Origin of the sequence: Cobetia sp. MM1IDA2H-1 (genome assembly GCF_002916775.2) — a bacterium.
Lineage (GTDB): Bacteria > Pseudomonadota > Gammaproteobacteria > Pseudomonadales > Halomonadaceae > Cobetia > Cobetia marina.
In genome coordinates, this window is record NZ_CM133225.1 from 532,101 (window position 1) to 552,042 (window position 19,942).

The 19,942-nt window shown below is 67.0% G+C and carries 9 protein-coding genes; 7 read left to right on the forward strand and 2 right to left on the reverse strand.

Annotated elements, in window-relative coordinates; translation table 11 throughout:
- The first annotated feature begins 163 nt into the window (after positions 1-163).
- Positions 164-736 carry a PRC-barrel domain-containing protein gene (locus tag BOH68_RS02360; RefSeq protein WP_077379169.1) on the forward strand — a complete coding sequence of 191 codons (573 nt, stop codon included), beginning with the start codon at positions 164-166 and terminating at the stop codon, positions 734-736.
- Positions 737-789: 53 nt separating this feature from the next.
- The gene (locus BOH68_RS02365; protein ID WP_077379170.1) at positions 790-1,557 is read left to right on the forward strand and encodes an endonuclease V; all 768 of its coding nucleotides are present in this window, start codon (positions 790-792) and stop codon (positions 1,555-1,557) included.
- A 51-nt stretch (positions 1,558-1,608) separates the two neighbouring features.
- On the opposite strand, the gene BOH68_RS02370 is transcribed toward BOH68_RS02365, so the two are convergent.
- Positions 1,609-5,139 (reverse strand): AAA family ATPase, encoded by a 3,531-nt coding sequence (locus BOH68_RS02370; protein ID WP_077379172.1) that lies wholly within the window; start codon positions 5,137-5,139, stop codon positions 1,609-1,611.
- Positions 5,136-6,533 carry an exonuclease SbcCD subunit D C-terminal domain-containing protein gene (locus BOH68_RS02375; protein WP_077379174.1) on the reverse strand — a complete coding sequence of 466 codons (1,398 nt, stop codon included), beginning with the start codon at positions 6,531-6,533 and terminating at the stop codon, positions 5,136-5,138. The genes BOH68_RS02370 and BOH68_RS02375 overlap by 4 nt, the downstream gene beginning before the upstream one ends.
- A gap of 358 nt (positions 6,534-6,891) precedes the next feature.
- Between BOH68_RS02375 and BOH68_RS02380 the strand changes: the two genes are divergently transcribed.
- The 5 genes from BOH68_RS02380 (at position 6,892) to recD (ending at position 19,836) form a co-directional block, all read left to right on the forward strand.
- Positions 6,892-7,311, forward strand: coding sequence for a DUF1499 domain-containing protein (locus BOH68_RS02380; protein ID WP_077379176.1), 420 nt, complete (start codon positions 6,892-6,894; stop codon positions 7,309-7,311).
- Positions 7,312-7,833: 522 nt separating this feature from the next.
- On the forward strand, positions 7,834-9,174 hold the full coding sequence (locus tag BOH68_RS02385) for an MFS transporter (protein WP_077379177.1): 1,341 nt from the start codon (positions 7,834-7,836) through the stop codon (positions 9,172-9,174).
- Positions 9,175-9,384: 210 nt separating this feature from the next.
- Complete coding sequence (recC, locus tag BOH68_RS02390) at positions 9,385-13,419, forward strand: exodeoxyribonuclease V subunit gamma (protein ID WP_170877480.1); 4,035 nt, start codon at positions 9,385-9,387, stop codon at positions 13,417-13,419.
- Positions 13,416-17,702 carry an exodeoxyribonuclease V subunit beta gene (gene recB, locus BOH68_RS02395; protein WP_077379181.1) on the forward strand — a complete coding sequence of 1,429 codons (4,287 nt, stop codon included), beginning with the start codon at positions 13,416-13,418 and terminating at the stop codon, positions 17,700-17,702. The genes recC and recB overlap by 4 nt, the downstream gene beginning before the upstream one ends.
- Positions 17,695-19,836 (forward strand): exodeoxyribonuclease V subunit alpha, encoded by a 2,142-nt coding sequence (gene recD, locus BOH68_RS02400; RefSeq protein WP_077379183.1) that lies wholly within the window; start codon positions 17,695-17,697, stop codon positions 19,834-19,836. Before recB ends, recD begins: the two co-directional genes overlap by 8 nt.
- Positions 19,837-19,942 lie beyond the last annotated feature (106 nt).

A 19,942-nucleotide genomic window follows, 5' to 3' on the forward strand; every position in this document is an offset into this window, starting at 1 on the left:
GCCGGCGCTGAACACAGTGCTGGCCACGGCTTCTGAAAAGACCGGTACCTCTCACGAGGTGCCGGTTTTTTTGTGCCTGGACGAAAGGCGTCACAGGGGCTGGTATCCTGTTCTGGCATAGCGGTGGAGCGTCCACCGTCCATCATTTCCCGAGGATGCCCACATGATCTCTTCACTCGATGCCCTGCACCGTGGCCTGAAGGCCGCGCCCGCCCGCCAGCTGATACTGTGCGCTCTGCTGGCGACACCCTGGTTGTCGCTCAGCGCGGCCCACGCCGAGTCCGGCATGCCCGCCAGCAGCGCCACGCCGGAGATTCGCGTCCCGCTGGTCTCGCTGGAGGCCCTGCGGCTGTCACCGGTGGTCACGCCGCAGGGCGAGGTGCTGGGTCGGGTCGAGGATGTGCTCAGTGATACGCGTGGCCAGATCCATCGTCTGTTGATCCGTCCGGAAGGCGGTGACAAGGCGGCCAGCATCGACTTCACGCGCTTCACTCGTGAAGCCGTCAGTGATCCGCTCGCCGCCACGGCCCCCGGCGACATCCGCTACCGCCTGGTGCTCGACATGACGCCGGAGCAGCTGGCGGCACGCGCGGATCAACCGCTTTCCAATCGGCTCTCGCGTCAGCTGGAACGCGGCATGGGGGAGGTCGGCAACGGGCTGGACAGCTTCCGCAACCAGGCGGCGGAGGTGCTGCGTTCACTGGGCAAGCAACTTGAAGGTGAGGGCGATCGATAGCATCTGAGAGGGAGAGACCCGCAACCGCCGTGAGGGAATGCATGAGTAAGTGCATGAGTGAGTGGACGACAGCACTGCACGATTGGAATCTCGACCCTGCCGACGCCGTCGCCAAGCAACGCGAAATGGCGACGCGACTGACGCTGACGCCGCCCTGGGGAGCAAGTCCCGAGGCCTGGCCGGCGACCATCACGGGGGTCGATATCGGCTTCGAGGATGCAGGCGAGGTGACACGCGCGGCGGTGGTGACGCTGGATCTGGCGACGCTGGAACCCCTCGAGCAGCAGCTGATCCGTCAGCCGACCCGCATGCCCTACATTCCGGGCCTGCTGTCGTTTCGGGAGCTGCCCGCTGCCATCGCCGCCATTGAGGCACTCGAGCAGCCGCCCGAATGCCTGATGGTGGACGGTCATGGCATCGCCCATCCGCGCCGCCTGGGCGTGGCGGCGCATCTTGGCCTGTGGTGTGACCTGCCGTCCTTCGGAGTGGCCAAGAAGCGTCTGTGCGGCAAGCATGGCGAGCCGGGCGATGCGCGTGGTGACTGGGTCGCGTTGACGGATCGCGTACGCGAGGCGGATGCCGAGCTCGGCATCATCGAGGACACCGAGCTGCCCAGACGCGAACAGCGCAGCCAGCTGGGCGCCGTGCTGCGCTCACGCGCGAAGGTCAAGCCGGTGTTCGTCTCGCCGGGCCAGCGCATGAATCTGGAGACGGCGCTTTCGATGACCCTGCACTGTCTGGGCAAGACCAAGCTGCCCGAGCCGACCCGACTGGCGGATCAGCTTGCCAGCCGGCGTCTCAAGCGGCTCCGTGATGCCTAGCGTCGCATTACCTGTCTTCGCGTTATCTGTCTTTGCGAGGCCTGGCGACGCTTAGCCTTCGATTTCCAGACGGCTCTGACCGTTGCCCGAGGGGCGCACCGCGATACGCACCGGAATGCGTTCATGCATCTCGGCCACATGCGAGATGACCCCGACGCGACGGCCGCTGGCCTGCAGGCCATCCAATGCCTCCATCGCCAGCGCCAGCGAATCCGGGTCGAGACTGCCGAAGCCCTCATCGATGAACAGCGATTCGATGCGCAGCTCGCCGGAAGCCATGCCCGCCAGGCCCAGCGCCAGTGCCAGCGAGACAAGGAAGGTCTCGCCGCCGGACAGCGAGTGAACGCTGCGCAGTTCATCACCCATCTCGGTATCCACCACCACCAGTCCCAGCGGGCTGGCGCCGCGGGCCAGACGATAGCGACGTGCCAGATTGGTCAGGTGCAGATTGGCATGCTCGATCAGGCGCTCGAGATTGAAGGCCTGGGCGATGGTGCGGAACCTGGCGCCGCTGGCGCTGCCGATCAGCTCCGACAGCGCCCCCCAGCGCTGATGTTCGGCACGCGCGGCTGCGAGACGCTCGGCAAGCGCGGCGCTGCCACTGCGGCGCTGATCATCATTGAGTATCGCCGCCTGTGCCGTCTGATGGGCCTCGCGCACGGCATCGAGCGGTGCCTTGAGTGCCGTGATCAGACTGGCCAGCGCCTCGCCAAGCTCGCGGGTGTCATCCTCGGGCCCTGGCGGCGCATCCGTCAGTGTGCCAGCGGCTCCTTCTTCCGGGGCCTCCTGCAAGCGGGCCTGCAGACCAGCATGCACCGCCAATGCCTGCTCGGCCTGGCCGCGAATGACGCCGAGCTCTTCAGCCCCTGATGCACCGTCTGCCTGCGTATCGTCTCCAGTCGTGTCCTCGGCGGGCGCTGCCAGCTGTTCGAGCGCTGCCTGCCAGTCGGAGGTCCGAGCGGCCTGCCAGTGTTTGAGCTGACGCGCATTGCGCTCCTCACACAGGGCATCCGCGCGTGCGACTCGCTCGTGGGCGCTACGCAGTTGCTGGCGCAGTGCCTGCAGGTCGTGATCCTCGACGGCCAGCAACTCCTCGATCCGCGCGTCATCCAGGCCAGGGTTCTCGGCCTGCCAATGCGCGCGTTCACTGTCGAGCGCGCGCTGCTCCTCTTGCAGCTCCGTCTGGCGTTGCTGCAGGTTGGCCTGCTGCTGCGTCAGCTGCTGTTGCTGGTCGCTCAGCTCTTGCAGCGCCTGACGCGCATCCTCCTGCTCATTGCGCATGCGGGTGGTCAGCGATTCGACCCAGTCGGACCAGTCGCTCACGCTGGCATGCTGTCGCCTGGGGTCTGCGCTCAGCTGCTGGGCAAGCGTGCCGCTCAGCTGCTCGATCTCGCTCGCCAGCGCCGCGATGCGTGCCTCACACTGCTGAAGCTGCGCTTCGCCATGCTGGCATTGCGTCGTCAGCGTGGCGTGGCGTGTCGCCAGTGCCTGGCGTTGCTCCCGCAGCGGCGTCAGCTGACGCAGCGTCGTCACCAGCGTGTTCTGGCGGGCGTCCAGTTCGCCAAGGCGCTGCTCGAGCAGTTCCAGTGCTCGTGCGGCAGGCAGCTGGGGCAGGGACTCAAGCAGCGGCTGCTCTGACAGCGAATGCCGAGCCAGAATGTCGGTCAGATTCGACTGACAGGTCTGCGCCTGCTGCTGCAGACGTTGCCGCTCCGTGTGCAGCTGCGCCTGTTCCTGCTGCAGGTAGCCGAGCTGCTGCTCGAGACGTGCGTGCTCGTGACTGGCCGCCTCCATGGCGTGCTGCGCGGTGGCCGTGGCCTGTCGGCGCTGTTCAAGACGCTCGCGGGCCTGCTGTTCCAGCTGAGCGATCAGCGCCTCGGCCGGCGCGGCCTGAGCGGCGGCGGGGTGCTCGTGGCTGCCGCACACCGGACATTCCTCGCCATGGACCAGCCCACGGCGCAGCGCCATCACGTTGTCGCTGCGTGCCAGACGCTCCTGCTCCTGCTGGCGGCGCTCGGCGTCTTCCTCGTGGCGCGCCTGATCGCGGGCCTGCAATGCCTGGGCCTGCCGGGCAGCCACCTCGTGCAACGCCTGTTGCTGCCGGGGCAGCAGCTGCTCCAGCTCGACAAGGCGCTGCTGGACCTCATCACGGCGGGCCAGGCCATTGATCTGCTCGCTGAGCACAGGTTTCAGCTGCAGCAATGCATCGCGCTGACGTTGCAGCTGGTCCCGATGGTCTTCGGCATCGCTCAGCGGCTGACCGGACTCGTCGACCAGCGTCGCCTGCAGCTGCTGGAGTTGCTGATCCAGCTGCTGGCGCTGTCGATCCTGTGTCTCCAGCTCCTGCTGATGGTGGCCGAGCGTGTCGCGCAGGCGTTGCTGTTCATTCTGCTGGCTGACATGTGTCTCGCGCTGTTGCGCCAGACGCGAGGCCACCTGACGGGCCTCTTCCAGCTTGGGCAGTTGCTCGCCACGCCAGGTCTCGCAGCGCTGCATGCGTTCATCGGCGGCCTGCTTGTCGGCCCGGGCCTGCTCGGTGCGTGGTGACAGAGTGCCGAGCTGTTGCTGTACCCGGGTGAGCTGCGTGGCCAGCTGGGCATGCTGCGGCGAGATCGCCTTGAGGCGCAGCAGGGCAGGGCGAATCGGCGCGAGGGCTTCCAGGGCGCTGAGTTGCTCGCGCTGACGGGATAGCGCAGCACTGGCGGCGTGAGCCTCCTTCTGTTCAAGCTGCGCCTGACCCAGGGCCTGTTCGAGCTCGCCCGCCGTGGTGGTCCACTGGTGATAGGCCGTCAGCGCATCATGCTGTTCGCTGAGGCGGGTCATGGCCGTCTGGCGTAGACGGACCTCATCCTCGAGTGCCTGGCGCTCGTCCGGGCTTGCCGGCAGCTGGCCATCCAGCTGGCGTTCGAGCTCGTTGACGGCCTCGCGGGCGCTGCGCTCACGCTCGTGGGCGGCGATCGAGATATCGGAGTAGTGGCCGGTATCGGTCAGTTTCTCCAGCAGCTCCGAGCGCTCGTTGTCGTTGGCGCGCAGGAAGGCGCTGAACTCGCTCTGGGCCAGCAGTACGGCGCGGGTGAACTGCTCGAAGTTCAGTCCCAGTCTGTCGATGATCAACGCCTTGGCGTCATTGCTGGTGGTATTGAGGGTCTGAGCTGACTGGGTGTCATCGGCCGTGGGCAGCAGCTGGAGATGTTGCTTGGCGTTCTGCAGGCGTCCGCCGGGCTTGCCGCGCGCGCGGCTGACCGTCCAGCCGGCGCGATAGCGCAGGCCATCGCGGCCGATGAAGTCCACCTCGGCCTTGCCTTCGCCGCAGCCGCGCCGGAGCAGGCTGCGCGGGTCCTTGAGGGTCAGCTGATGCTCGCCGACATCCTCCAGCTGACCGCCGCTCGGGGTCTGGCGCAGGCGTGGCGTGGTGCCGTAGAGCGCCAGACACAGGGCATCGAGCAGCGTGCTCTTGCCGGCCCCGGTGGGGCCGGTGATGGCGAACAGGCCCGCATCGGACAGCGGCGCCTTCTCGAAGTCGACTTCATGCGCGCCGGCCAGCGAGGCCAGGTTGTCGAGGCGCAGGGCGAGGATCTTCATGACTGACCTCCCTTGGCCTTGTCTGCCGAGGCTGTCTTGTCGGCCTGGCGACTGGGCTTGGTGGTCTTGCTCGGTTCCCCTGACAGGCGTGCCTCACGCGCGATCTCGACCTCCTCGAGCAGCTGGGCGAAATCCTCGATCAGTGACGGGGCCGGCTCGCTGTCATAGGTGGCGCGATAGTGGCGCTCGAACAGCCCCATCGGCCCCAGTTCATCGAGCTTCACGCCCTTGGGCGCGCGATTCTCGGCGCTGGGCGCCGGATAGCGGGTGACCAGCTTGATCAGCCGCAGCGGCGCGTCTTCCAGCAGTGCCTCGATGCGCGCGCGCAGGTCGATCACGGGCGCCTCCAGCTGCACGCTCACCTCAAGCCACGGCCAGCGTGCCGGCTCGAGTTCACGGTCTGCCTCGGCGACCAGCGCCGTGAGCTGGGCGGTGATCTCGGTCAGCGGTGCCGGTCCGATGCGCGTGAGCGCGACATGGCAGGGCACGCGATGCTCCTCGACGCCCGCGAGTGTCTCGTCTTCGAGAGTGATCTCCAGCACGCGGTGACCGTAATCGACCTCGGAGAAGTCCATCGCCAGCGGCGTGCCGCAATAGCGGATACGCTCCTGGCCGCCCACGCGTTGCGGACGATGCAGGTGGCCAAGCGCCACATAGGCGATGTCGTCGGGGAACAGGCTGGTCGAGAGCGCCTCTTCGCCTCCCATCAGGATCGGACGCTCGCTGTTCTCGGAGACCTCGCCGTCTCGCATGTGCGCGTGGCCCATGGCGATCAGCGCCTCGCCGGGCTGGCGGGCGGCACGCGCCGCACTGACCAGCTGCTCGTGCACACGGGCCACTCCCGCGCGATAGGCCTCGCTGCGGGTGCGCTCAGGCTTGTTCACGTCCTGCGACTCATCCTCGCCAGCTCCCAGGCCGGTGACCTCGGCCGGGCGCAGAAAGGGCACCGCCAGACACAGGGCGCGGCGCTTGCCGTCACGATCATGCAACGGCACCAGCAGATGCTGACAGTCGAGATGGTGGGCATCCCCTCCGTCGGCAGAATCATCGACCCAGCGCACACGGCCCAACGCATGGGTCTTGAGGCGGGCCAGCAGGGCAGCCGGCAGCTCGATGCGTGAGCCGGAGTCATGATTGCCGGCGATCATCACGATCTCGAGCGCCGCGTCCTGCTCGTGGGCGCGCACGATGAAGTCGTAGAGCAGCTCCTGGGCGGCGAGGCTCGGATTGACCACATCGAACAGATCACCGGCGATCAGCAGGGCGTCCGGGGTCAGACACTTGAGCCGTGCCAGCAGCCAGTCGAGAAAGGCGGCATGTTCGACATGGCGACTCTGGCCATGGAAGCTCTGGCCGAGATGCCAGTCCGAGGTATGCAGAAAGCGGAAGCTCACGATGCGTTCCTTGCGGTGTCAGAAGGAGAATCACGAACCCGGTCGAGCTGACGTCCGAGTCTGGATGTGCTCAGTGTACGGATTGCGTCTGGTCGGGCGAAGGGGAGGGCATCATGTGTCGTGCATCTGGAGCGCATTTTCAGGCAGTTGATCTGGATCAATCCCGTTCACGGGCAAAATCGACAAAAGTCGCTACGCTGAAAGTCGAGGCCTGTGTCGAAATCCGACAAGCCCCGGCGATGGCAGCGTCAGGGTGGCTTCAGAAAAGCAGGAATCGATGGACGACCAATGAACAACAATCAGGCCGGCAACATGGGAAGCCGTTGCCGATGCCCAGAGATGACAGGAAGGAATCGCAATGCGCCACGGTCTTTTTGCCTCACCTCGCCCCGATAACCTCGGCCTGCATGATGGGCTGCTGGCACCAGCCCCGAGTACCCCCAACGGGGTCAGCTCCCAGGCCTCCGACAGCAAGCATTACGTAGCGCCGCTCCCGATGCCGACGGACTGTTGCCTGAGCGCGATGGAGAAGATGCACAGCATCATCGAATCCATGGGGCATGCGGAAATCATCAGTACGGATGACGGTTATCTGCATGCGGAATTCCACACGCCCCTGCTGGGCTTCGTCGATGACGTGGAAATCGTCTGCAATGAACAGGAAGGCGTCTGTCATGTACGCAGCGTGTCACGCATGGGACATTCCGACCTCGGCAAGAATCGTCAGCGGGTCGAGGATATCCGTCATCGCCTCGAAGGCTGGGGTTACTGCAGCTGAAGCTGCCCCGAGAAGGGCATCGCTCACGTCGATGCGCCACTTTCACCTCGCCAATGCACCTGTGTGTCTCCCGACGACTTCCCATCACCCCGGTCGGCCTGTTCAGGCGCCGGGGTGTTTCGTCTGCGTCTTTCGTGCCTGATCTGCCTGGCCGGGCTTTCATGTCCCTTCGTGCGCTTGCGACATTTCGTGCCCCTCGCTGCAGAAACCGCCCGTAATCCGTGAGCGGGCGCTACCCAGCCACGGACGTGTTTGCTACTCTGGGTGCGTTACATGAGACGCATGACTGCATCGAGCAATATTGTGTTTTTCGCAATACAGTGATGCAGCGTACGCTGGCAGGATTCCGCACCATCGCCACGCCCGGGGCAACCCCGGTGCTTTCCGCCATTGCGCTCGCTAGGACGCCTGACCGTGGCGTCTGCGAGGCTTGTGCTGAAAGACGACACGACAACAAGATGCGCGACGCGTGAATCACTCTTGACCATCGCTGGACACCAGCCCCCGCTAACACAGAGATCCATGAACGATTCCGTCCCCGCAGCGGGCTCAGCCACCGCTGCCCACGATTTGCCCAACGAAAATTCGCTCAAGCGTGGTGACATCAAGGTACTTGGCCTGTCCGCACTCGGCGGCGCCCTCGAGTTCTATGACTTCGTCATCTTCGTGTTCTTCGCCACCGTCGTCGGTCAGCTGTTCTTCCCGCCCGACATTCCCGAATGGCTACGTCAGGTGCAGACCTTCGGTATCTTCGCCGCCGGTTATCTGGCGCGCCCGCTGGGCGGCATCATCATGGCCCACTTCGGCGATACGCTGGGTCGCAAGAAGATGTTCACGCTGTCCATCTTCATGATGTCGTTGCCGACCCTGCTGATGGGCATGCTGCCGACCTATGCCGTCATCGGCATGTGGGCGCCGCTGCTGCTGATCATCCTGCGCATCTTCCAGGGTGCGGCAGTCGGCGGTGAGGTGCCGGGGGCCTGGGTGTTCGTCAGCGAACACGTCGCACCGCGTCACAATGGTCTGGCCTGCGGCACCCTGTCGATGGGGCTGGTGGGCGGCATCCTGCTGGGCTCGCTGATGGCCAGTGCCATCAACAGTGTCTATACCCCCGAAGAGGTGAGTGATTTCGCCTGGCGGATTCCATTCATCATCGGTGGCGTGTTCGGGCTGTTCTCGGTCTACCTGCGTCGCTGGTTGCACGAGACCCCGGTCTTCGCCGAGATGCAGCAGAAGAAGGCGCTGGCCGCCGAGCTGCCATTGAAGATGATCCTGCGTGAACAGCGTCCGGCGATTGCCGTGGCGATGGCCGTCACCTGGGTGCTGACCGCCGCCATCGTGGTGGTGATCCTGATGACACCGAGCCTGATCGCGGAGCTTGAGGGGCTGACTCGTGCCGCCGCCTTCTCCGCCAACAGTCTGGCGATCGTGGCGGTGTGCATCGGCTGCATCGTGTCCGGTTACATGGTCGATCGCATCGGTGCCGGGGTGACTCTGGTGCTGTGGAGCGCTCTGCTGGGCATCACCTACTGGATCTTCCTGGCCACCATGCACTCGGACCCCAGCCTGCTGGTGCCGCTCTACTGCCTGACCGGCTTCAGCGTCGGCATCGTCGGCGCGGTGCCGAGCATCGCGATCCGCGGCTTCCCGCCGGCAGTACGCTTCACCGGGCTGTCGTTCTCCTACAATGTCGCCTATGCCATCTTCGGTGGCTTCACGCCGATTCTGGTCTCGCTGATGATGACCGTCTCGCCGCTGTCGCCCACCTGGTACGTGGCGGCGCTGTCGCTGATGGGCGTGGTGCTGGGTCTGTGGCTGGCGCTCAGTCCGCGCGGCCGCGAGCTGATGGAAATCACGCGCTGAGCAGAGCACTGACTCGGCGCCAGGGCGACTGTTCCCGACCAGTCAGGCATTCATCTGCCTGAAAACGCGCATCACCCTCCGGGGTGGTGCGCGTTTTCGTTTGGGCCAGCGCCGAGGCGACGCTAGGATGGAGGCACTCGTCACGCCTCGCTCTCGACTCGTCTCGCCTCGGCCATGAGGGCTCGGGGGCTTTGCCAGCAGGATGCCCGCATGTTTACCGTTCTTCACGCCAATCACCTCGAGGATCTGCGCGATCTGGCGCTCAAGGTGATCAAGGCCGCTCCCCAGCCTCCGCTGGTGCCGGAAACCTTTCTCGTCCAGTCCAACGGCATGGCCCAGTGGCTGAGGTTGTCATTGGCCGAGGCCGATGGCATCGCTGCCTCGGTCGATTTTCCACTGCCCTCAAGCTTCGTGTGGCGTGCCTATCGCGGGGTCCTGGGTGGCGTGCTGGGCGACGAGATTCCGGAGCTGTCACCCTTCGACAAGGGCCCGCTTGCCTGGCGTCTGCTGCGCCTTTTGCCGGGCCTGCTGGCCGATGAATCCCAGGCGGAATGCTATGCGCCGCTCAGGGATTACCTGTGTCGCGATGAGCGTGGCCAGCTGATCGAGGCAGTCGATGAGGGTGCCCTGCCTGCACTGCCCGAGGGGCCGGAGGCAGAGCGTCAGCAGTGGCAGCTGGCCTGCCAGCTGGCGGATCTCTTCGATCAGTACCTCAACTATCGCCCCGAGTGGGTGCGCAGCTGGGAGAGCGGGCTGGAGGATGACAACTTCCGCGATGCCTTCGCGCGTCAGCAGGCCGCAGGCGAGCTGCCCGCCAATCTGCTGCCGGACAACCTGCCCGCCAGCCAGAAATGGCAGCCGGCCCTGTGGCGCGCGGTACTGGCGGATGCGCCGCCCAGCAGCCGACAACATCACCGTGCCGCTCTGCATGGTCGCTTCGTCGCGGCCGCGCGCGCGCTGGAATCACTGCCCTCATCACGCCGCCACCCGTTGCCGCCACGCCTGTTCGTGTTCGGCATCTCGGCACTGCCGGGGCAGACGCTGGATGCGCTGCATGCGCTGTCCGGGGTGATGGACATCTACCTGATGATCACCAATCCCTGCCGTCATTACTGGGGCGATATCGTCTCCGACCGCGAAGCCGTGCGGCGCAGTATGAGAGCCGACAGCCTGCGCATGGACAGCGAGCGCGTCGCGCGACAGCGTGCCCGTCACCCCGAGGCACCGGCGCTGACCGGGCTGGCGGAGGAGGAGCTGCACCTCAAGGCCAATCCGCTGCTGGCCGGGCTGGGTGCCCAGGGGCGTGACTTCATCGTCAATCTGTATGAATTCGAGAGCGCGCTGTCCGGGCGCGACAGCGGTTTCGATCTCGAACTGGACGTCTTCGTGCCGAGCATCAGCGAGGATACGCCGCCCGAGCAGGCACCGCTGCTGCATCAGATCCAGGATGAGATTCTCGAGCTGGTGCATCCCGGCGAGCGCGCCCTGGCCGAGGGAAGACCTCGCAGGCTGGAGGCGCAAGATGATTCCATCAGTCTGGTCAGCGCCCACTCGGCGCTGCGTGAAGTCGAGATTCTGCATGACCGCCTGCTGGCGGCCTTCGAACGTGCCCACGAGGCGGCCAGGCAGGGGGAGGGCGAACCGCTGCGGCCGCGCGACATCCTGGTGATGGTGCCGGACATCGACCGATATGCCCCCTATATCGAGGCGGTCTTCGGTCAGCTGCCGCCGGGCAATCCGCGCCATATTCCCTTCACCATCGCCGACCGGGTGGCCAGTCAGGCCAATCCGCTGCTCGGACTGGTCTTGATGCTGCTGGAGTTGCCGGAGCGCCGCCTCGGCGTCAGCGAGGTGCTGGATGCACTGGATGTCGCCGCCTTCCGGCGTCGCTTCGCCATCGAGGAGGGCGAGCTCGAGCGCCTGCGGCGCTGGCTAGCCGACAGCGGCGTGCGCTGGGGACTCTCCGGTGAGCACCGTGAGCAGCTCGGCTTCATGCCCCTCGACGAGAACAGCTGGCGCTTCGGGCTCGAGCGCATGCTGCTGGGCTACGCCACCGGGGCCCCGGCGGCCGGCTCCCCAATACAAGGTGAGCAGAGCGCCGACCTGATGGACGGCCTGATGGATGGCCTTGTCGACATGAACGGCCTGAGCTTCGATGGCGTGGTGCCCTTCGATGAAGTGGCCGGTCTCGAGGCCGAACTGGCAGGCAAGGTCGGCGAGCTGATCGAGAGCCTGGATCGCTGGCGCCGCTGGCTGGACACCTCGCGTACGCCAGCGGACTGGGCGACTACGCTGCAGCGATTGTGGGAGGAGAGCCTCAGCCCGGACAGTGCCGAGGAATTCGACATTCTGGCGCGTCTGCAGGCGGCGCTTTCCCGCCTCGACAAGGGCTGGCAGCAGGCCGGTTTCGATGGCTGTCTGTCGCTCAAGGTGGTGCGCGAGGCGCTGCGTGGCGAGCTTGACAGCGGCGGTCTCGCCCAGCGCTTCCTTGCCGGTCGGGTCAACTTCGCCACCCTGATGCCGATGCGTGCGATTCCCTTCCGCGAAGTGCACCTGCTGGGCATGAACGATGGTGACTACCCGCGCGTGCGCATGCCGCAGGATTTCGATCTGATGGCCAGCCGCCCCCAACCGGGAGACCGCTCACGGCGTGACGATGATCGCTACCTGTTCCTGGAGGCGCTGCTGGCGGCGCGGGATCGCCTGTCGATCTCGTGGGTCGGGCGTGACCAGCGCGACAACGGCGAACGGCCGCCCTCGGTACTGGTCGGTGAACTGCTCGACTACATCGAGCTGGGCTGGGAGCCCGAGCAGCCGCACTCCGCCAAGCGTTCGCGGGAGGCGGCGCTGCGCGAGCGCCTGATCACCGAGCACCCGCTGCAGCCGTTCTCGCGGCGTTATTTCCATGCCTCCCAGGCAGCGGCCGTCGATCTGTTCAGCTATGACGCCAGCTGGTCGAGCCTGTATCGCGCGGCGGATCAGGCTCCAACCTCAGGGGCGTCCCCGGCGAATCAACGCGAGGCCAGTCAGGCGAGCGCGGCGGGGGCCGCCGCCTTGAAGCAGCTGGTGGAGCAGGCGCCGGAGTCCCATCTGCGTCTCGGCGCGGACTCGCTGGCGCGCTTCCTGCGTCGCCCCTGGCAGCTGGGGCTGGACCGCGTCGGCGTGCGCTTCCGCGATGCCGAGGTGCCGGATGAGGACAACGAACCCTTCGCCCCCGACGGGCTGGAGAACTTCACCCTGACCCGCGAGCTGCTGGACGCCGCGCTCACCGGACAATCCTTGCCGCTGGCCGCCGAACGTCTGCGCCGGGCCGGGCGCCTGCCGGCGCTGGGCTTTGCCGATGCGCTGATCGAACCGCGCCTCAAGCGTCTCGATCAGCAGCTGGCCAGCTGGCGCGATCAGCTCAGCGATGCCACCTCGCTGCCGCCGCGCACCCTCGAGGTACCGCTGATCATGCAGGATGAGGACGGCAGGCCCTTGCGGGTGACGCTCACCACGCGTCTGATCAGCCGTCGGCAACTGCGCGATGACGCCGAGGGCGAGAGCCGCCTGCTGGCCACGTTGGAGGCGACCCACTTCGGCACCCTCAAGCCCGGCAAGGAGGGCCGCTACAAGAAGCTCGGCAAGCCGCATCGTCTGCTGGCCGGCTATCTCGACTGGCTGATGGCCAACGCGCGCCCCGGCCTCGGGGAGGTGGCGGGTGATCAGGGCACGCGCCGTGAAGGCTATCAGTGGCTGGCGGTGTTCGAGGACCGCTGGCTGCTGTTCCCCGCGCTGCGCATCGAGCAGGCCGAAGCTGCGCTGCGCCATCTCGTCAAGGCGTATGCCCAGGGCTGGCAGGCGCCGCTGGCCGCCGCGCTGGAACTGGCGACCACCCTCTGGGAGGTAGTGGGCGAGGAGGATCGCAGTGCCTTGTTCGGCGCACTCAAGGCGCAGGCCGCTGACGGCACGCCAACGCTTGAGACGGCGCTGGCCGCCATCCACAAGCCCTGGCTTGCCGACAGCCTGTCGCGCGCCATGGAAACCCGCTTCACGGAAGACATCTTCAAGGGCCCCCAGGCGCTCAGGCGTCAGGAAGGCGCGCTGGGCGAGCTGTGGCCGGAGTTCGATGCCTTCGCCCGTGCGGGCGGCGTGCTCAACAGCGTGCAGCTCTATCAGCCGTTGATCGAGAGCATGATCGGCGTGCGTCAGGGCATTCTCGGCGAGCGCGCGGTGGAGCTTGCCACCGGGAAGGCGCAGCCATGAGCGATATCAGAGGGGAAGACATGCGCGGTGTGGAGAGTGGCGTAAGGAGTGGCATCGCTCAGGACAAGGAAGCGGCAATGAGTGACGAGATGGATCAGAGCCAGCAGGGCCAAGCCCTCGATATTCCGACGCTGCCGCTGCTCGGTCAGCATCTGATCGAGGCGAGTGCCGGCACCGGCAAGACCTTCACCCTCGCCGCGCTCTACGTGCGGCTGGTGCTCGGGCCCTTGCCCGGGCAGGCGGCCAGCGTGAGCTATCCGCGTCCGCTGACGCCGCCGGAGATTCTGGTGGTGACCTTCACCGAAGCCGCCACCGCAGAGCTGCGTGACCGCATTCGCGCGCGCCTCAAGCAGGCGCGTGAGGCGCTGCTGGGGCGTGCCAGTCCTGATCCGATCCTGGCTGAATTGCTCGCGTCGCTGCTGACATCCTCACCTGCCGAGGACGCATCGCGCCTCAAGGCCGCGGCGGCGCGGCGCCTCGATCAGGCCGCGCGCCTGATGGATGACGCCGCCATCTTCACCATCCACGGCTTCTGTCAGCGCATGCTCAGTCGGCATGCCTTCGATGCCGGCGGACGCTTCGGCGCCGAGTTGCTGCAGGATGGTCAGTCGCTGCTGACACGTTGCGTCGAGGATTACTGGCGCTGCGAATTCTACCCGTTGGCTCGCGAGTGGCAGGCCTTGATCCGTGGGCGCTGGGCCGGCCCGGAAGCACTGGGAGAGGAACTGCGCGGCCTGTTGCGTGACGGCATGCCACGCCCGCTGTATCGCGACGGTGAATGTCTTGAGGCCCCGCAAGACCTGAGCGAGCTGCTCGGCAATGCCGAACAGTGGCGTCAGCAACAACAGGCCGCGCGGCGCGGCGTCGAGGATAGCTTCGATGAGCCGGCCATCCGCGCGGTGATGGGCGAGGCCTTCGCCAGCAAGGCGCTCAACGGCAACAGCTACAAAGAGGCCGAGCTGGAGCCGCGCCTGGCGGCGACAGCCGCCTGGCTGGCCAGCGGCGAGCACGATTTCGCCGCCGACATGCTCGACAGCAAGAAGCTGTGCTGGCTGAGCCAGGCCAAGCTCGAGAAGGGCACCAAGAAGAACTGCCAGACGCCGCGTCACCCCTTCTTCGCGGCGCTGGACCTGCTGGCCGAGGTGCCGGCACCGGACGCCGTGCTGCTGGATCAGGTCGCCGTGCACGCGCGTGACAGCGTCGCCCGCGCCCTGATCTGCGAGAAGCGCCGTCTGGGACTCTGGGAATTCTCGGACCTGCTCAATGACCTCGACCACGCGCTGGACCCTTCGCTCAATGGCGAGGCCAGCCAGCGTCTGGCGCGTCAGATCCGTCAGGAACTGCCGGTGGCGATGATCGATGAATTCCAGGATACCGACCCGGTCCAGTACCGCATCTTCCGGCGCATCTATCCACAGACGGCGGGCGATGGCTCGCGCGATGGGCCGCTCGATGAGCAGCACGTTGACGCTACTGACAGCGACGATGCTGACGAGACACCCAGCACGCTGTTGATGATCGGTGACCCCAAGCAGGCCATCTACGCCTTCCGCGGCGCCGATATCGACACCTATCTGGCGGCGCGCCAGGTCACCCCCTCGCGCTTCACCCTGCCGCGCAACTTCCGCTCCAGCGCCGCGATGGTGGCGGCGGTGAATGCGCTGTTCGCCCAGCATGCCGCGCCCTTCGGCAGTGAGGACATTCCCTTCCAGCCAGTCGAGGCCCAGGGCACGCGCACCCGGCTGGTGCTGCGGCATCCGGATGGCCGCGAAGAGGCCGCCTGTGCACTGAATCTGTGGTGGGCCAACGGTGAGCGCCTGAGCGCCGATGCGCATCGCCGCGACATGAGTCGCGCCTGCCGCACCCAGATCCAGACACTGCTCGAGGGTCAACAACGCCTGGCGGCGGGCGAGCCGGGGCTGGTGTTCATGGACGCGGGAGATGCGACGCCGCGTGGCGTGGCCGCCAGCGATATCGCGGTGCTGGTACGTAACGGGCGCGAGGCCGCAGCGGTGCGTGGGGCGCTTGCCGAAGGCGGTATCCGCAGCGTCTATCTGAGCGAGAAGAGCTCGGTGTTCGACACGCCGGAGGCCTTCGAGCTGCTGCAGCTGTACGAGGCTGTCGCCCATCCGCGGGATGACCGTCGTCTGCGCGCCGCGCTGGCGACACGCCTGCTGGCGGATGACCTCTCGCTGGTCGAGCGCCTCGCGGTGGATGAGCTGGCCTGGGAGCGTGAAGTCGAGCGCTTCGATGGCTACCACCGCGACTGGCAGCGGCGCGGTGTGCTGCCGATGCTGCGCGGCGTGATGCGCGACTTCCGGGTCGGTGAGCGGTTGGCGGCGCGCGCCGGGGGCGAGCGCGCCTTGACCGACGTGCTGCACCTTGGCGAGCTGGCCCAGAATGCCGCCCAGCGCCTCGATGGCGAGCAGGCGCTGCTGCGCTGGTGGCATCAGGCGCTGGAGTCGGGCCATGAAGCGCTGGACAGCGACAGCCTCAGTCAGCGACTGGAAAGTGATGAGGGGCTGGTGCGCGTCGTCACCATCCACAAGTCCAAGGGGCTTGAGTATCCCATCGTGCTGCTGCCGTTCATGGCCAGCTTCCGCGCCGCCGAGCCGGACAGGAATTTCGGCCTGCTGACCCTCAAGCAGCGCTGGCTGGCTTCGGCTGACGTGGGAGGTGATGACCAAGGAGGCGCTGACGAGGAAGACGATAACGAGGAAGTGTCTGCTCGGAGAGTCGATCAGGAGAATGACGCGCTCGATGACAGCATCCTGGTCAAGAAGCCCTCCAAGGAGGCCATCGCGGCGGCCGACCATGCACGGCTGATGGAAGACGTGCGTCTGCTCTACGTGGCGCTGACGCGTCCCAAGTTCGCCTGCTGGCTGGGGCTGGCGCCCATCGGCAAGGGCGGTTTCAGCAAGCAGCTGAGCCTGCCGTCCACCGCCGTCGGCTACCTGCTCGGCCTGAGTGATACCCCGGACATCGAGGCCAGCGCCATCGAGGCCGCGCTGCATGGCTGGTGTGATCAGCAGTCTGCCGGCCTGGCGCGCGTTTCCGGCCTGCCCGCACCAGCAGGCCACGAATATCAGCCACCGGCGGAGCGCGATCAGCACTTCCACGGCGCGCGCCACTTCGCGGGCGGCATCGAGGATGACTGGTGGATCGCCTCCTACACCGCCTTGCTTACCGATGCCCGTCAGGTGACGGCGGCGCTGGAAGACACCGCCGATGCCGCGGATGATCGCGTGCCCGAGGGCGCCACCGAGATCGCGCTGGAAGAGGGCGAGCAGGGCCTGACGCGCCCGGACCGCGAGGTGGCAGGACAGTCCGGCCCGCTGCTGGCCGGCGGACTGCCGATGACGGTGGGCGAGATCCATCTGCATGACTTCCCGCGCGGACCGCGCCCGGGGACCTTCCTGCACGGCCTGCTGGAGGCGGTGGATCTCGATCGTCTCGGCGCGGATGACTATCGCGGCGAGCTTGAGCGGCTGGTGGGCTCGCGGCTGCATTTCGGTGGCTTCGATGCCAGCTGGCAACCGCGCCTCACCGACTGGCTGGAGCAGGCGCTGACCCGCCCGCTGCAGGGCTTCGAGGGCGAGCCTATCCTGCTCAACCGGCTGGAGGCCTGGCTGCCGGAGCTGGAATTCTGGCTGCCCGCTGTCCATGCGCGCAGTCTGCCGCTGGATGCCGTGGTCACCGCGCTGGAGCCGTTGCCGCGCTCGCGGCCCAGGCTCGCGCCACGCCGCATGCACGGTATGCTCAAGGGCTTCATCGATCTGACCTTCCAGTCCGGCGGCCGCTGGTATGTGCTGGACTGGAAATCCAACTATCTGGGCGAGCGCCCCGAGGATTATCTTGGCGAGTCGCTGGCCCGCGCGATGGTCGAGCACCGCTACGACCTGCAATACGTGCTCTACACCCTCGCGCTGCATCGTCTGCTCAAGGCGCGCCTCGGCGACGACTACGATTACGAGCGCTGCATGGGCGGGGTGCTGTATGTCTTCCTGCGCGGCCTGGATGCCGGCGGTGACTCACCCGCGCTTGCGGTGGATGAAGCCACGGCGACGCTCGGCCAGCCCTTTGAAGAGACAGCGACGTCCGGCCGGCCCCTTGAAGGGACAGCGACGCCCGGCGTCTTTCAGCGCAGGCCATCACAGGCGCTGATCGAGGCGCTGGATCTCTGGCTGGGCGGCGACAGCTCCGCATTGGATAGCCTGCTCCTCAACACCACCGACACCTCGCCACTTACGCAAAGCGGCCAGCAGGGGGCCTTCGATGTCTGACGCCACGCCTTTGGAAACGCAGCAGCTCAGCGCTGCCCCTGACGCCCCGACTGCCGACACCCTGCTCGCCACGCTCGGCCTATGGGTGGAGCTGGGCTGGCTCAGGCGTGTCGATGCCCATCTGGTGCGCTTCATGGCGCGTCATGTGCCTGAGGCCCCGGCCAGCGTGCTGCTGGCGGCCGCGCTGGCCAGCCACCAGCTGGGGCGCGGACATGTGTGCCTGTCGCTGTCGCGGGCGCTGGCCGAGCCACGCGCGACCCTGTCGCTGCCACCGCTGGAGCAGTCCGAGGCGCATCTGGCCGAGGTCAGCGTGGCCCTGCCGGAGGCCTTCCTGGCGGATCTCGATGCCGGCCGCTGGGCCGAGCAGCTGGCGGCATCGCGGCTGGTCAGCGTGCTGGCGCAGGCCGATTCCCCGGCGGGGCATCTGCCGCTGCGCCCACTGGTGCTGGTGGGCGAGCGCCTCTATCTGCGCCGTTACTGGCAGGCCGAGCGTGAAGTCGCGGCGGGGCTGCGTGCGCGGATGGGACCGAGCGAGGAGGGCGAGACGCGGGTCAGCGATGCCCTGGGCGAGCGCCTGCGTGAGCTGTTCGCCAGCAATCAGCCGGACCCCCACGGCGACCCGGACTGGCAGAAGCTGGCCTGCGCCCTGGCGTTGCGTCAGCGCCTGACGGTGATCTCCGGCGGCCCCGGCACCGGCAAGACCACCACCGTCACGCGCCTCTTGGCGTTGTTGCAGGCTCAGGCGCTGGCGGGTGGCGCTGACGGTGTAGAGGGCGAGCTGGAGAGCGCTGAGACAGCCCAACCGCATGAGCGGCGGGCGCTGGATATCCGCCTGGTCGCCCCGACCGGCAAGGCGGCGGCGCGGCTGTCGGAGTCGATCCGCGGCGCGGTGGCGAAGCTCGAGGTGCCAGACGCGGTGCGCGCGGCCATCCCGCGTGAGGCAAGTACCGTACACCGCCTGCTGGGCGCGCGTCCGGATTCGCGCCACTTCCGCCATCACGCTGGCAACCCGCTGGCGCTGGATCTGCTGGTGGTGGATGAAGCCTCGATGGTCGATCTCGACCTGATGGCGGCACTGCTCGGCGCGCTGCCTGCCCACGCCCGCCTGATTCTGCTTGGCGACAAGGACCAGCTGGCCTCGGTGGAAGCCGGCGCCGTGCTGGGCGATCTCTGCGAGCATGCGCTGCCGCCGCGTTACTCACCGGCAGTGTGTGCAGACCTCGCCCGCCTGACTGGCGAAACGCTGGATGAGGCCATCGCCACGCCGGATGTCTCGGAGACGCAGGACACGGCAGACCGCGGCCGACTCGCCGATCACGTGGTAGTGCTGCAGAAGAGCTACCGCTTCTCCGCCGACAGCGGTATCGGTGCCCTGGCGCGTGCCTGCAATGCCGGAGACCGCCAGGCGCTGCGCGACGCCTGGAAGACAGGCTACAGCGATATCGCCTGGCTGAAGCTCAGCGGCCCGGAGGACCGCGATCTGGAGACGCTGGTGGTCAATGGCTATCGCCCGGCGCTGGAGGCCGTGCGTGAGCGGCGCCCGGCACGAGAGGTGATCGATCTGCTGCTCGAGTTTCAGCTGCTGTGCGCGCTGCGCCGTGGCCCCTATGGGGTCGATGGCCTCAACCAGCGGGTGGCGCGGGTGCTGATGCGCCGTGGGCTGATCGCCGAGGAACGCGGCTGGTACGCCGGGCGTCCGGTGATGGTGACGCGCAATGATCGCGCGCTGGGGCTCTACAACGGCGATGTCGGCATCACCCTGTCGGACCCCGCCGCCGGGGGACGCCTGCGCGTGTTCTTCCCGGTCGAGGAGGAGGTGTCGTCAGACGCCGAGCGTGATGGGCAGGACACCGAGATCCAGCGCTTCCACCGTGGCGTGCGCGCGGTATTGCCGTCACGTCTCGAGGCGGTGGAGACGGTCTTTGCGATGACGGTCCACAAGTCGCAGGGTTCCGAGTTCCGCCATGTGGTATTCGTGTTGCCTGAGGGTGCCAATCCGATTCTGACTCGCGAGCTGGTCTACACCGGCATCACGCGGGCCAAGTCGCGGGTCACGCTGGCGGGCACCCGCCGCGAGACGCTGGAAGGCGCCATTGAACGACGCGTGGTGAGAGCCAGCGGGCTGGTGCTCTAGACCGGACGCCGGCGGATGATCGTCAGGTCAGGCCCCGCTGCGCTCGACAGGAGGAGGGGACATGACGGATGTCAGCAGTCGCGTGAAGGGAAGGCCGCAGCCACAG

What these genes read in the sequence shown, in the direction of transcription:
- BOH68_RS02360 (WP_077379169.1), top strand. Translation starts at nt 164, where the DNA reads ATGATCTCTTCACTCGATGCCCTGCACCGTGGCCTGAAGGCCGCGCCC.
- BOH68_RS02365 (WP_077379170.1), top strand. Translation starts at nt 790, where the DNA reads ATGAGTGAGTGGACGACAGCACTGCACGATTGGAATCTCGACCCTGCC.
- BOH68_RS02370 (WP_077379172.1), bottom strand. Translation starts at nt 5,139, where the DNA reads ATGAAGATCCTCGCCCTGCGCCTCGACAACCTGGCCTCGCTGGCCGGC.
- BOH68_RS02380 (WP_077379176.1), top strand. Translation starts at nt 6,892, where the DNA reads ATGCGCCACGGTCTTTTTGCCTCACCTCGCCCCGATAACCTCGGCCTG.
- BOH68_RS02385 (WP_077379177.1), top strand. Translation starts at nt 7,834, where the DNA reads ATGAACGATTCCGTCCCCGCAGCGGGCTCAGCCACCGCTGCCCACGAT.
- recC (WP_170877480.1), top strand. Translation starts at nt 9,385, where the DNA reads ATGTTTACCGTTCTTCACGCCAATCACCTCGAGGATCTGCGCGATCTG.
- recB (WP_077379181.1), top strand. Translation starts at nt 13,416, where the DNA reads ATGAGCGATATCAGAGGGGAAGACATGCGCGGTGTGGAGAGTGGCGTA.
- recD (WP_077379183.1), top strand. Translation starts at nt 17,695, where the DNA reads ATGTCTGACGCCACGCCTTTGGAAACGCAGCAGCTCAGCGCTGCCCCT.